Here is a 12,410-nt window from a genome sequence, read left to right on the forward strand (position 1 = left end):
CAAGACCCGAAACTGTCATGAAAGGAGCGTGGACGGGTGGCCGCGCAATCCCGGTTGACGCCCGCCGCCCATCCCCCGAAGGAAGGGGCCATGGCCTCCGCCCCCGCGTCCCCGCCAGCCGTCGCGCCCTCCGCCCCCCAGGTTCCGGCCGCGCCGCTCCTCCGCGTGCTCCGCGGCGAGCGGGTCGATCCGCCGCCGGTCTGGCTGATGCGCCAGGCCGGCCGCTACCTGCCCGAATACCGCGCGCTCCGCGAGGCGAAGGGCGGCTTCATGGAGCTTCTCCTCGACCCGGAGGCCGCCGCCGAGGTCACCGTCCAGCCGGTCCGCCGCTTCGGCATGGATGCCGCCATCCTCTTCTCCGACATCCTCGTCGTGCCCTGGGCCATGGGCCAGGCGCTTGCCTTCGAGGCCGGCGAGGGCCCGCGCCTCACGCCCGCGCTCAAGGACGCGCCGCTCATGCTCGCCCTCCAGGCCATGACGACCGAGGCCGGCAAGCTCGCTCCCGTCATCGAGACGGTCCGCCGCGTCCGCGCCGCGCTTGCGCCCGAGGTCGCGCTCATCGGCTTTGCCGGCGGCCCGTGGACGGTTGCCACCTACATGCTCGCCGGCGAGGGCGGGAACCTCGAGGCCGCGCGCCTTGCCGCCTATCGCGATCCGCTCGGCTTCCGTGCCCTCGTCGACCGCATCACCAACGTGACCATCGGCTATCTCGCCGCCCAGATCAGTGCCGGGGCGCAGGCGGTCCAGGTCTTCGACAGCTGGGCGGGCGTGCTGCCGCCGGCCGAGTTCGACCGCTGGGTCATCCGCCCCACCGCCCAGATCGTGGCGGCCATCGGCCACCTCGCCCCCGTCATCGGCTTTCCCCGCGGCGCGGGGCAGCAGCTCGCCCGCTATGTCGAGAAGACGGGCGTGACGGCCGTCTCGCTTGACGAGACCGCCGTGCCCGACGGCCTGCCGACATCCCTCCCCGTCCAGGGCAATCTCGACCCCGTGGCGCTCCTTGCCGGGGGCGAGGCGCTCGACCGCGCGCTCGACCAGTGCCTCGCCCGCTTCGAGGGCCGCCCCCACGTGCTCAACCTCGGCCACGGCATCGACAAGGAGACGCCCGTCGCCCATGTCGAGCAGCTGCTTGCCAGGCTGCGGGCGCGATGATGGGCTTCCTCGGTGGCGCCTACGTCTGGGTGAAGGCGCTCCACGTCATCCTCACCTTCTTCTGGATGGCAGGGCTCTTCATGCTGCCGCGCTACCTCGTCTACCAGCACGGCGAGGTGCCCGGCTCGGCTGCGGACCGCCAGTGGACCGAGCGCACCCGGCGGCTGCGCCGCATCATCCTCACCCCCTCGCTCATTGGAGTCTGGGTCCTCGGCCTCATGGCCGCCCTCTCCTACGGGCTTGCCTCGGCCGGCTGGCTCCATGCCAAGATCGCGCTCGTCCTGCTGCTCACCGGCTACCACGGCTGGATGGTGGCGCTCTCGCGGAAGATGGCGGCCGGCGCCCGGCCCATGACCGAGAAGGCGCTCCGCCTGTGGAACGAGGCGCCTGCGCTTGCCACCATCCTCATCGTTCCGCTCGCCATCCTGAAGCCCTTCTGACGCGCTGCCGCGCGCGGGAACACGACGGGCGGAAGCCTTCCCGCAGCGCCGCCCCCTGCTTCCCTTCGTCCCGATTCCGGACTAATGTGGTCGCGGGAGACAGGGGGGCGGAGGAGGGGGCGGAGGAGGAGCCATGGGCCAGTCCGTCACGCAAGCGCCCGACGTGCCGGAGGCCGCCGGCCCGGCGGCCGTGCGGCGCATCACGCCCGATGATCTCCGCTGGGCGCTCGCCGCCGGCTGGGACGATTTCCGCGCGCTGCGCGGCGACATCCTCTTCCTTCCCCTCATCTACGCTGCCATCGGCTTCCTGGCGGCTGCGCTCGCCTTCCAGCGCGATCTCTTCCCGCTCATCTTTCCCATGGCCGCCGGCTTCGCCCTCGTCGGGCCCGTCGCCGCTGCCGGCTTCTACGAGATCGCCCGCCGCCGCGAGGCCGGCCTCGACACGAGCTGGCTCCACTTCCTCGACCCGCTCGCCGGCCGGTCGCGCCTGCCGCTCCTCTTCCTTGCCGTCATGCTCGCCGGCCTCTTCCTGCTCTGGGTCGCTGCCGCCCAGGCCATCTACGCCCGCACCCTCGGCCTCATCGGCCCGCCCACGCCGGAGGCCTTCCTGGCCAGCCTCTTCACCACGCCCGAGGGCTGGCGGATGGTCGTCATCGGCAACCTGGTCGGGGCCGTCTTCGCCCTCGTCGCGCTCGTCATCTCCGCCTTCAGCTTTCCCATGGTGGTCGACCGCGGCACCGATCCCATCGCCGCCGTCCTCACCTCGGCCCGCGTCTTCGCAGCGAATCCGGGCACCATGCTCCGCTGGGGCGCGACCGTCGCCGGCATCCTCCTCCTCGGCTCGCTGCCGCTCTTCGTCGGCCTCATGGTCGCGCTTCCGGTCCTCGGCTACGCCACCTGGCACCTCTACACCGTCGCCGTCGTCCGCGAGCCTTGATTTCCCTCTCGCCGCCTCCTAGGTGGCGGAAGGCCCCGTCCGGGGCCGCGGCCTTCCACACCTCCGGCGCCAGTCTCCAGCCGTCCGCGCTCCCGGTGGCGCCTGCTCCCAGAGGTTTCGCCTTGCACCTCCTCGACCTCAAGAAGAAGACTCCCGCCGAACTCGTCGAGATGGCCGAGACGCTCGGCGTCGAGCAGGCCTCGACGCTCCGAAAGCAGGATCTCCTCTTCGGCATCCTGAAGGCGCTCGCCGAAAAGGGCGAGGAAATCACCGGCTCGGGCACCATCGAGGTGCTCGCCGACGGCTTCGGCTTCCTCCGCTCGGCGGATGCCAACTACCTCGCCGGCCCCGACGACATCTACGTCTCTCCCGCCCAGGTCCGCCGCTACGGGCTTCGCACGGGCGACACGGTCGAAGGCGACATCCGCGCGCCCAAGGACGGCGAGCGCTACTTCAGCCTGGTGCGCCCCACCCGGATCAACTTCGACGATCCGGAGGTGCTCCGCCACCGGGTCAACTTCGACAACCTCACCCCGCTCTACCCCAACGAGAAGCTGAAGCTCGACACCGAGGATCCGACGAACAAGGACAAGTCGGCCCGGGTCATCGACATCATCGCCCCCCAGGGCAAGGGCCAGCGGGCGCTCATCGTCGCGCCGCCCCGCGTCGGCAAGACCGTCCTCCTCCAGAACATCGCCAAGGCCATCTCGGCCAACCACCCGGAGGTCTACCTCATCGTGCTGCTCATCGACGAGCGGCCCGAGGAAGTGACCGACATGCAGCGCTCGGTCCAGGGCGAAGTGGTGTCCTCTACCTTCGACGAGCCGGCCAGCCGCCACGTCCAGGTCGCCGAGATGGTGATCGAGAAGGCCAAGCGCCTCGTCGAGCACAAGCGGGACGTCGTCATCCTCCTCGACTCGATCACCCGCCTTGCGCGCGCCTACAACTCGGTCGTCCCCAGCTCGGGCAAGGTGCTCTCCGGCGGGGTCGACGCCAACGCCCTCCAGCGGCCCAAGCGCTTCTTCGGCGCTGCCCGCAACATCGAGGAAGGCGGCAGCCTCTCGATCATCGCGACGGCGCTCATCGATACCGGCAGCCGCATGGACGAGCTCATCTTCGAGGAGTTCAAGGGCACCGGCAACTCGGAGATCGTCCTCGACCGCAAGGTCGCCGACAAGCGCATCTTCCCGGCGATCGACGTCGGCAAGTCCGGCACCCGCAAGGAGGAGCTCCTCGTCGACAAGGCGACGCTCGCCAAGATGTGGGTGCTCCGCCGGATCCTCATGCAGATGGGCACGGTCGATGCGATCGAGTTCCTCCTCGACAAGATGAAGGACTCGAAGTCGAACGCCGACTTCTTCGCCAGCATGAACCAGTAGCCGCGCGGGGGCGGGCGGTCGCTGCCCCTGAGCGCGCCGGAGGGCAGGCCCGGAACGGGGCAGCCCGCATCCGCCGCCGTCCCGCGCCCCGTTCGCCCGCCTTGCGTCTTGTGTCCTTGAGGAAATGATGGCATTGTCGCTCCACTTGCAGGGGAGACATGCATGATCGCCACCGCCCGCCTGGCTGCCGTCCTGCCGCCCATCGCCCTGGCCGCGCTCGCGGCCCCGGCCGCCCACGCCGTCGACTTCGGAGACACCGTCTCCTGTGCCCAGGTCACGCCCGGAGGCCTGTTCGTCTGCGCACCGGCCACTGCTCCGGTTGCCCCCGGCCCCGAGTTCACCATCGGCTTCCCCGGAGACCCCTATATTACGGCAGACGTCTCGCCCGGCCTCCTGCGCCTCGAGGGACTGCGCCTGGGCGGCCCGCTCATCACCACGGTCCTCGAGTTCCGCAACCTCAGCCGGCCGTTCGTCGCTGCCACGCCCCGCCCCAGCCGGTGGGACGGCTACGCCTTCGCCGATGACGTGACGCTCGCGTCAGGGGCGCTTCGCCTCGACCTGCGCGGCACCAGCTTCAACAGCGAGAGCTTCATCGAGATTGGCCTTGCCAGCTATGTTCCCGAGCCTGGCACCTGGGCGTTCCTCGTCGCCGGCTTCGGCCTTGTGGGCGGGGCACTCCGCCGTGGGCGTCGGGCGGGGCACGCCGTCGCGCTTGCCTGAGCCCGGGCCTGCGGGCGAGGCCGCTGCGCGGGCGGGAGCGGGGGCCTCGCCCTAGGTCCAGCGCCACCGCCTAACTCGAGGCCGCCGCGCGGGCGGGAGCGAGGGCGTGGGGCGAGGGGGGCGGCACCGTGGCGCGCCGGTTGTGTCCCAGGGCGGGCCTTTCCATCGGCCCGGTTTCGGTGCAGACTGTGCGGTGGCGGTGGCGCCTGCAGGGTCGATGGGTTTCGGCGCCACCGCCACCATCCGGATGCCGGGGACGGCCGGCGGTGCCAGAGCTCCCAGGCTGTTCGGCAACCCGTGGAAGCACCCGCATCAAGCGCGTTGTGCCACGCCTGCGCAAGCCTGAGCGGTTGACATATCAATCGTTGATAGGGGGGAGGCCGAGAGCGGGGAAGGCCGCGCGACAGCCGGCATCGCGCTCGCCCAGCCGCCCCGGGCAATGACCACATGGTCGAGAAGCGTCATCTCGAGGGTCGCGAGCGCAGCGGCCACGCGGCGGCTCATGGCCACGTCGTCGGCAGACGGCGTCGGGTCGCCCGACGGGTGGTTGTGAACGAGGATCACGCCTGCGGCTGAAAGCTCGAGGCCCCGTCGCGCAATCTCCCGCGGCCAGACGGCGGCACCGCTCACCGATCCGGAGCCCAGCACCTCGGTCTTCAGCAGCCGCTGCCCGGAATCGAGGTAGAGCGCGCGCACTTCCTCGACCGGAAGCCAGGCCATGCTGGCGTAGAGCCACTCCGCCACGGCTCCGGCATCGGCGATTCGCGGCCGGTCGGCAGGCTCGGGCGCCAGCACGGCCGCAATCGCCTCCCGCACCAGCCCCAGGATCGCGACGACGCGCGCATCGGCGCCGAGCTGGCGGAGCCGCTCGTCGGAAAGCGCAAGCACTGCGCCGAGCGAGCCGCGCTCGGCGAGCAGCCGGTCGGCGAGGCGCGGCACGCTCTCGACGGCGGCGAGCAGGCGCATGAGGAGCCAGCGGTCGCGCGCGCGGACAGTGTCGGCCGCCGGGTCCCGTGCGGTCGGCCGGCCTGGCGCACGCACCGCCGGCCCGGCGGTGCGCAACCCGATCCGTCGCTCGCCGACGCCCCCGGCCACGCTCGTCATTCCTGGTCCCCCTCACGCGCGGCCAGTCCCGTATCGCCGCGTCTCATTGTCCCGTCCCTGCCCGGCGCTCTCGTCGGGAAGGCCCGCGCCGCCCCTCGAGCCAAGTCCCGAGCCCCACGGCCACCACCACGGGGTAGGACCAGATGATGAGGGTGGCGGCATAGGCAGCGGGCAGCATGCCCGGCATCTTCGCTGCGGCCAGATGGACGGCGAGCGCCCCCAGCTGGAACCCGGCGGCCCACAGCGGCCAGAAGGCGCGCGACCTGAGCCCGAGCGCAGCCAGCACGAGAAAGAGCAGCGCGTCGACGAGGACGATGCCGTATTCCGGCCCGGCGAAGCGGCGGAGCTGGGCGACGGGCGTGAGGAGCGAGGCCGCAAGCAGCGCGCCTGCGCCAATCCGCTCCTCCGGGCCGCCCCGCGCGAAGGCGAGGACGACGACCGTCGCCAGCAGCGCGGCAAAGACGATGGGCTCGAGCATCAGGTCCGACCCGGGCGCGTCCGTTTCCGCCGTGAGCGCACCGGAGGCCCCTCCGCCATCCGGTGCGCCCTCTCCGTCACGCCGCCCGGTTCTCGACCACGCGCAGCATCGACTTCTTCGACGGCCACTCGGGCTTGTCGATGAAGCTGCCGAAGGCGACCTCGCCAAGGCCGATGGACTTCTGCACCTCGGCGAGCGCCTGGTGCGCGGCGACCAGCTCGCGCCGCGCTTCCGAGAGCCGGGCGATCGCGGCCGCGGCGTGATCGATGGCCTCCTGGCCGGTGCAGGCCGACAGCCGGGCATCCTGCCGGGCGACCGGCATCATGCCGAGGAAGGCCGAGGCCTTGGCAAGCGCCGCATCGAGCGCGGCTTCGGTTTCGTAGAGCGATTCGGCCACCCGTGCGGCGACCTCGCGACGGTGTCTGGGCATGGCGTCTCTCCCTCGCGGCGGCCCATGGCCGTGCCGCGCATGTCCTCGGGTTGATCTGAAGGGTCGGAAGGGGGCCCGGCTCAGGAATGAAGCTGGATCAGCGCCGCGATCCCGGAGAGCAGGAGCCCGAAGGCCAGCATCGCCCCGATCGAGATGAGGAGGATGCCGGCAAGGCGCTGGGCGAGGCTCAGGTCATTGGCGCCTCCCCACAGCCGGAGGGAAGGTGCCGGCTCGACCGGCCAGGTCCAGGAGGCAGCGTCCGCCACCCGCGCGACCTCGTGGGGCCTGAGCCCGGCCGCGCCCGGCAGCCCCGGGTCGCGATCGGCCGGCCCGCCTCCGGGCGCTTCGAACCGGCGAGGACCGAGGGTGTCGACTGCTGCGTCATGTCCCTCGTCATCGGGGCTGGAGGCGGCGTCCTCAATCCGCGACGATTGATATGCGAACGGCTGATAACCATGCGCCGGGCCAGTGCCCGCGGCCAATGCGCCCTCGCGCGCAAGGCTCGAGGCCCGCCAGATGATCGCTGCCTCGCGCCGGCTCGTCACGCCGAGGATCTGCATCGCCTGCCGAAGCCGCGCGTCGACCGTGTGCCGGGAGATGCCCAGCTGGAGGGCGATCTCCTTGGATGTCGCATGGTCGTCGACGAGGTCGAGGCAGGCGCGCTGGCCGGCCGTCAGCCGCGCCACCCGCGCCGCGAGGTCCAGTTCCGCCTGCTCAACCCGCCGTCGCACCGCTGTCTCCACCGACCCCGATCAAAGATAGTCCGAAGTGGCCGGCTTGTCAGCACCTGCATGGGCCGGGCCCCGGCGGTTTTCGCCAGCCACGCGTCTGCCATGCGCGCCCGGTCGCGTCCTGCCCGGTCGCGTCCTGCCCGGTCGCGTCCTGCCCGCTCGCGCCGGTTCCGTTCGCGCCGGCCTGGCGGCGGGTCAGCGGCCCGGAAGCCAGGCTTCGGCGCCCGGGTCCACGCCGCCGCGCACGGCCCGTGCCGCTGGCGCCCCCTCCTCCCCGTCGGCCGCGGACCGCATGATGCGGAGCACCCAGCGGATGTGGCTCGAGAAATGGATGACCGCCGTATGGCTGTCGCCGGAGAGGATGGTCGCGTGGATGAGGCGATAGTTCGCGATGTACTGCTCCCAGTGCACGCCCGGGACGAGGTCGGCAAGAAGCAGCGTGTAGAAGCGGATGTACGGCCTCCTGTAGAAGAACTCGAGAAACAGGTTCCCGCTGATGCGGTTGAGGAGAATGTGGTAGTTGTAGAGCGCCACGACGAAGTCGCGGGAATGCCGGCGGTGCCATGCCGCCTCGATCGCGGCGTAGTGCTCGACAACGGCGTCCCGTGACGGGCCGGGCGCGAGCCGGGCGGTGGCGAGACGGACTCCGAGCACGCAGATCGCCTCGGTGAACTCGAGGAAGTCGATGCGTTCCTGGAGCGAGAGCCGGCGGATCCGGGCGCCGCGGTTGGCGACCAGCTCGACCACGCCTTCGCCTGCAAGCATGTGCAGCGCCTCGCGCACCGGCGCGCGGCTCACGCCATATTCCTCTGCGAGATCGGCAGCGATCAGCCGCTGGCCCGGCACGTAGCGGCCCTCCATCACGCCGTCGACGATCGAGTCGACCACGAAGGACACGAGCGAGGCGCTGCTGTCGTCTTCGGCGGGGCCGGACGCGGAGACGGATGAGGGGCTCGCCGCAGGGTCGGTCATGGCGCGCCTTTAGGCAAGCCGAAGCCGCCCGCCAAGCGCGCTGCCGACAGCGCAGAACGGCAGCTTGCGAGGCCGCGGAACTTTGCATACAAAATCATCGAATCATCCACGGGAGGCGCTCGGATGGCCACTGCCGCAGCACGCGAATCCGAAACCGGCCGCGCAATCCAGCAGCTCCAGCAGCTGCTCGGCCCCGACAACGTCGTCCTCGACGAGCGGGAGCGCGCCTTCTTCTCAACCGATCTCTCCTTCCGGCCAAGGGAAATCGCCGCCTGCGTCATTCGCCCGGGCTCGACCGACGAGCTCGCCGAGGCGGTCGCCGTCGCCACCCGCGCCGGCCTCGCCGTCGTCCCGCGCGGCGGCGGCATGAGCTACACCAGCGGCTACACGCCCGCGCGCGCGGCCTCCGTCCTTGTCGACATGCGCCGCATGAATCGCATCCTCGAAGTCAACACTGACGACATGTATGTCACCGTCGAGTGCGGCTGCACCTGGAAGGCGCTGTGGGAAGCGCTGGCGCCGCTCGGCGTGCGCACCCCCTACTGGGGGCCGCTCTCGGGCGCCTATGCCACCGTCGGCGGCGCGATCAGCCAGAACAGCCTGTTCCACGGCTCCGGCGTCCACGGCACGGTGGCCGAGTCGGTCATCGGCCTCACCGTCGTCCTGGCCGACGGCAGCGTGCTCGTGACCGGCTCGGGCGCGCACCGGAACTCCAACCCCTTCTGGCGCTTCTTCGGGCCCGACGTCACCGGCCTCTTCACCGCCGACACCGGCGCCTTCGGCGTCAAGGCCGTGGCAACGCTCCGTCTCGTCAAGGTCCCGGCCCACACCGGCTACCTCTCCTACAAGTTCGAGACGCTGGAAGCCATGCTCCGCGCGCAGACGCGCATCGCCCGGCTCGGCATCGCGTCGGAATGCTATGGCTTCGATCCCTACTACAACGCCGGCTTCGAGAAGCAGGGCATCACCTTCGAGGAGGGCCTGTCCAAGGTTGGCCAGATCGCCCGGAAAGGGGGCTTGAAGGGCATCGTGAATGCCGCGAGAGTGGCCATGGCGGGCAAGCGCATCCTGCGCGACGTGCCCTATTCGCTCCACATGACGCTTGACGGCCATACCGAGGTCGTCGCTGCCGAGCACACCGACCTCGCCGCCGACATCTGCGCCGAGGAAGGCGGAGTCGAGATGGCCAACTCGATTCCGGTCGTGTTCCGCGGCGCGCCCTTCGGCGGGGTGCGCACCATCCTGCTCGGCTCCGAGGGCGAGATCTGGATCCCGGTGCACGGCTTCTTTCCGCTTTCGAAGGCCATTCCGGCCGCTGCGGCAACCGAGACGTTCCTGGCCGAGCGCCGGGCGCTCATGGACGAGTGGGGAATCAAGACCAGCTACCTCACCTGTTTCGCCGGTCCCGAATTCGTCATCGAGCCCAGCTTCTACTGGCACGACGAGCTCGGCGACTTCCGCCTCTCGCTCATCGAGCCCGAGTTCGCGGCGAAATGGCGCGACATCCCGGCGAACGAGGCGCGCCGCCGCGTGGCGCTCGGCCTTCGCGACGAGCTTCGCGACCTCTTCGACGGTCTCGGCGGCCTCCACCTCCAGATTGGCAAATACTATCCCTACACCGAGATCATGAACAATGCGCCGCTTCAGCAGGTGATCCGCGGCGTGAAGCAGCTGCTCGACCGCCAAGGCCTCATGAACCCCGGCGCGCTCGGCCTCGGGCGGGAGGGCTGAGCATGGAGCCGATCCGCTGGGGCCGTTTCGCCGTCTACCACTATGACGCGGGCGACCTCGACGACGCGCCCGACATGGAGTTCCCCTTCGTGCCCGGCTCGCGATTCCGCGCGGCCAACACCGGGATCGACGCGCCCGGACTCCAGCTCAACCTCGAGGATTTCCACAAGGGCCCCGACATCCCCTGGACGCTCGCCCACGACGAAACCCATCATGTGATCTCGGGCGTGTGCGAGGTGGAATATCATCTGCCGCCGCTGATGCTGGAAAGCGGCAGGGTGGTGGTGAAGGCGGGCGACACCTACTTCATGCCGCGCGGCTGCCGGGTGGTCTGGCGCGTGCTCTCCGACGAGCCCTTCCGCCACCTCTGCTTCTGCGTGCCCAACCCCGGCTACCCCATCCCCGTGGTGCGCTCGAAGCGAAGCGGCGCGCCGGCGTGAAGTTCGGCGTCTTCCTCCCCAACGGCAGCAACGGCTACATCCCCTCGGCCGCCGCGCCCCGCTACCTGCCGAGCTACGCGCACAACCTCGCCATCACCCGCGAGGCCGAGCGCCAGGGCCTCGACTTCGTGCTCTCCATGATGAAGTATCGCGGCTTCGGGGGCGAGACCGGCTACTGGGACGCCTGCCTCGAGACCTTCACGCTGATGGCAGGGCTTGCTGCGGCCACCAGCCGGATCGGCCTCTTTCCCAGCGTCACCCTCCTTGCCCACCATCCCGCCGTCGCCGCGCGCATGGTCGCCACCATCCACGACATCTCCGGGGGCCGCTGCGGCCTCAACATCGTCACCGGCTGGAACCGGCCGGAATATGCCCAGATGGGGCTGTGGCCGGGCGACTCCCACTATGAGCGGCGCTACGAGCTTGCGGCCGACTACCTCGCCATCGTCAAGGCGCTCTGGCGCGACGGCCGGGTCACCCACCGCAGCGAATTCTACACCCTCGAGGACTGCACGGTCACCCCGCACCCGGGGCGGGAGCTGCCCATCGTCTGCGCCGGGCAGAGCCCGAAGGGCGTCGCCTTCACCGCCGCGCACGGCGACCACAACTTCGTCATGGCCCATCCGGCAAGGCTCCGGGCCATCGTCGAGGGGGTGAAGGCCGAAGCCGCGCGCCACGGGCGAAGTGTCGGCACCTACGCGCTCTTCGGCCTCATCATCGCCCCGACCGACGCCGAGGCCCGCGCCATCGGCGAGCGCATCATCGCACGCGCCGACCGCGGCGCGATCGCGAACATCCTCGCCAGCGCCGCGCTCGACACCAACGTCGGCGGCACCGCGGAGCGCATGCGCGAGGCCCTCGCCCTTCCCATGGAAGACGGCAACATCGCCTTCATGGGCTTCCCCGTGATCCACGGCGCGCCTGCAACCGTCGCTGCCCGGATCGACGAGGTGGCAGAGGCGACCGGCATCGACGGCATGCTCTTCAGCTGGCCTGACTTCGTCACCGGTATCCGCGACTTCGGGGAGAAGGTGCGGCCGCGCCTCGCCTGCGCCTGACGCATGCCAGCGCGCGGCCTCGACCAGACGAGGGGAGAGACACGATGATCCGCAAGTCCTACGTCGACACCTCGGGCGGGCAGGTCCATGTCATGAGCCAGGCCGGGCCGGGCCTGCCGGTCTGCTTCTTCCACCAGACCGCAAGCTCGGGGAAGATGTGGCTCAAGACCTTCGAGCGGCTTGCCGGCCGCTTCGCCTGCCACGCCTTCGACACGCCAGGCTTCGGCGGCAGCTTCGACCCCGACCCCGAGACGAGCCCGCCCATGGCGCAATATGTCGACTGGCTGACCGAAGCGGTCCGCGCCTGCGGCTTCGAGCGGGTGCACCTCGTCGGCCACCACACCGGGGCCTGCATCGCCGTCGAGATGGCCGCGCGCCACCCCGCGCTCGCCCAGTCCCTCACCCTCATCGGCCCGGTGCCGCTCACGCCGGAGGAGCGCCTCGAGTTCTCGAAGCACTTCGGCGCGCCCTTCACCCCCGTGGTGAGCGGCTCCTACCTCCTCGAGAACTGGGAATATCTCCGCAACCTCGGGGCTCACCGCGACCCGCTGCTCATCCACCGCGAGATGGCCGACCAGCTCCGCGCCTGGTGGGGCCGCGTCCAGTCCTACCGGGCGGTCTGGGGCCAGGACTTCACCAGCTTCTACACTGCCGTCACCTGCCCCATCCTGATCGGCGCCGCGCCGGAGGACGTGCTCCACCCCTATCTCGAGCGCGCCCGGGCGCTGCGGCCCGATGCCGAGGTGCTGCCGCTTGAAGGGGCCAACTTCGAGCCCGACCTCGATGCCGACCGCTTCGCCGAGGGGCTGGCGGCCTTCCTCTCGAAGGCCGGCTGAGG

General features: G+C 70.7%; 14 protein-coding genes. 9 read left to right on the plus strand and 5 right to left on the minus strand.

The window, feature by feature from the left end; genetic code table 11:
• Window positions 1–90: 90 nt before the first annotated feature.
• From hemE to H3H34_RS12075, 5 genes are all read left to right on the plus strand, one after another.
• Window positions 91–1,152 carry a uroporphyrinogen decarboxylase gene (gene hemE / locus H3H34_RS12055; RefSeq protein WP_194745518.1) on the plus strand — a complete coding sequence of 354 codons (1,062 nt, stop codon included), beginning with the start codon at window positions 91–93 and terminating at the stop codon, window positions 1,150–1,152.
• Window positions 1,149–1,592: a CopD family protein gene (locus H3H34_RS12060; RefSeq protein ID WP_194745519.1), complete on the plus strand. Its 444-nt coding sequence runs from the start codon at window positions 1,149–1,151 to the stop codon at window positions 1,590–1,592. The genes hemE and H3H34_RS12060 overlap by 4 nt, the downstream gene beginning before the upstream one ends.
• A 133-nt stretch (window positions 1,593–1,725) precedes the next feature.
• Window positions 1,726–2,529 (plus strand): DUF2189 domain-containing protein, encoded by an 804-nt coding sequence (locus H3H34_RS12065; protein WP_194745520.1) that lies wholly within the window; start codon window positions 1,726–1,728, stop codon window positions 2,527–2,529.
• A gap of 122 nt (window positions 2,530–2,651) precedes the next feature.
• Window positions 2,652–3,908 (plus strand): transcription termination factor Rho, encoded by a 1,257-nt coding sequence (gene rho / locus H3H34_RS12070; RefSeq protein ID WP_194745521.1) that lies wholly within the window; start codon window positions 2,652–2,654, stop codon window positions 3,906–3,908.
• Window positions 3,909–4,070: 162 nt separating this feature from the next.
• Complete coding sequence (locus H3H34_RS12075; RefSeq protein WP_207790924.1) at window positions 4,071–4,628, plus strand: PEPxxWA-CTERM sorting domain-containing protein; 558 nt, start codon at window positions 4,071–4,073, stop codon at window positions 4,626–4,628.
• A gap of 312 nt (window positions 4,629–4,940) precedes the next feature.
• Here the strand turns inward: H3H34_RS12075 and H3H34_RS12080 are convergent, their stop codons facing one another.
• From H3H34_RS12080 to H3H34_RS12100, 5 genes are all read right to left on the minus strand, one after another.
• Window positions 4,941–5,732, minus strand: coding sequence for a JAB domain-containing protein (locus tag H3H34_RS12080; protein ID WP_194745522.1), 792 nt, complete (start codon window positions 5,730–5,732; stop codon window positions 4,941–4,943).
• Between the two features lie 43 nt (window positions 5,733–5,775).
• On the minus strand, window positions 5,776–6,210 hold the full coding sequence (locus H3H34_RS12085; RefSeq protein ID WP_194745523.1) for a hypothetical protein: 435 nt from the start codon (window positions 6,208–6,210) through the stop codon (window positions 5,776–5,778).
• A 76-nt stretch (window positions 6,211–6,286) separates the two neighbouring features.
• Complete coding sequence (locus H3H34_RS12090; protein WP_194745524.1) at window positions 6,287–6,640, minus strand: hypothetical protein; 354 nt, start codon at window positions 6,638–6,640, stop codon at window positions 6,287–6,289.
• Between the two features lie 80 nt (window positions 6,641–6,720).
• Entirely contained in the window at window positions 6,721–7,371 is a 651-nt protein-coding gene (locus tag H3H34_RS12095; protein WP_194745525.1) for a helix-turn-helix domain-containing protein, read from the minus strand.
• A 195-nt stretch (window positions 7,372–7,566) separates the two neighbouring features.
• Window positions 7,567–8,343, minus strand: coding sequence for a GntR family transcriptional regulator (locus H3H34_RS12100; RefSeq protein WP_194745526.1), 777 nt, complete (start codon window positions 8,341–8,343; stop codon window positions 7,567–7,569).
• 123 nt (window positions 8,344–8,466) lie between these two features.
• On the opposite strand from H3H34_RS12100, the gene H3H34_RS12105 reads away from it, so the two are divergent.
• From H3H34_RS12105 to H3H34_RS12120, 4 genes are read left to right on the plus strand one after another with little or no spacing between them, the layout of a single operon-like run.
• On the plus strand, window positions 8,467–10,074 hold the full coding sequence (locus tag H3H34_RS12105; RefSeq protein WP_194745527.1) for an FAD-binding oxidoreductase: 1,608 nt from the start codon (window positions 8,467–8,469) through the stop codon (window positions 10,072–10,074).
• 2 nt (window positions 10,075–10,076) lie between these two features.
• Window positions 10,077–10,514, plus strand: a complete 438-nt coding sequence (locus tag H3H34_RS12110) for a cupin domain-containing protein (protein ID WP_194745528.1) — start codon at window positions 10,077–10,079, stop codon at window positions 10,512–10,514.
• A complete protein-coding gene (locus H3H34_RS12115; protein WP_194745529.1) occupies window positions 10,511–11,572 on the plus strand; it encodes an LLM class flavin-dependent oxidoreductase in 1,062 nt (353 codons plus the stop codon). Before H3H34_RS12110 ends, H3H34_RS12115 begins: the two co-directional genes overlap by 4 nt.
• Window positions 11,573–11,616: 44 nt before the next feature.
• A complete protein-coding gene (locus tag H3H34_RS12120) occupies window positions 11,617–12,408 on the plus strand; it encodes an alpha/beta fold hydrolase (protein ID WP_194745530.1) in 792 nt (263 codons plus the stop codon).
• The last annotated feature ends 2 nt before the right edge of the window (window positions 12,409–12,410 follow it).

Origin of the sequence: Thermaurantiacus tibetensis (assembly GCF_015354055.1) — a bacterium.
GTDB classification, from domain to species: domain Bacteria; phylum Pseudomonadota; class Alphaproteobacteria; order Sphingomonadales; family Sphingomonadaceae; genus Thermaurantiacus; species Thermaurantiacus tibetensis.

Coding starts and splice junctions, on each gene's coding strand:
- hemE (WP_194745518.1), top strand. CDS start 91: ATGGCCTCCGCCCCCGCGTCCCCGCCAGCCGTCGCGCCCTCCGCCCCC.
- H3H34_RS12060 (WP_194745519.1), top strand. CDS start 1,149: ATGATGGGCTTCCTCGGTGGCGCCTACGTCTGGGTGAAGGCGCTCCAC.
- H3H34_RS12065 (WP_194745520.1), top strand. CDS start 1,726: ATGGGCCAGTCCGTCACGCAAGCGCCCGACGTGCCGGAGGCCGCCGGC.
- H3H34_RS12075 (WP_207790924.1), top strand. CDS start 4,071: ATGATCGCCACCGCCCGCCTGGCTGCCGTCCTGCCGCCCATCGCCCTG.
- H3H34_RS12080 (WP_194745522.1), bottom strand. CDS start 5,732: ATGACGAGCGTGGCCGGGGGCGTCGGCGAGCGACGGATCGGGTTGCGC.
- H3H34_RS12085 (WP_194745523.1), bottom strand. CDS start 6,210: ATGCTCGAGCCCATCGTCTTTGCCGCGCTGCTGGCGACGGTCGTCGTC.
- H3H34_RS12090 (WP_194745524.1), bottom strand. CDS start 6,640: ATGCCCAGACACCGTCGCGAGGTCGCCGCACGGGTGGCCGAATCGCTC.
- H3H34_RS12100 (WP_194745526.1), bottom strand. CDS start 8,343: ATGACCGACCCTGCGGCGAGCCCCTCATCCGTCTCCGCGTCCGGCCCC.
- H3H34_RS12105 (WP_194745527.1), top strand. CDS start 8,467: ATGGCCACTGCCGCAGCACGCGAATCCGAAACCGGCCGCGCAATCCAG.
- H3H34_RS12110 (WP_194745528.1), top strand. CDS start 10,077: ATGGAGCCGATCCGCTGGGGCCGTTTCGCCGTCTACCACTATGACGCG.
- H3H34_RS12120 (WP_194745530.1), top strand. CDS start 11,617: ATGATCCGCAAGTCCTACGTCGACACCTCGGGCGGGCAGGTCCATGTC.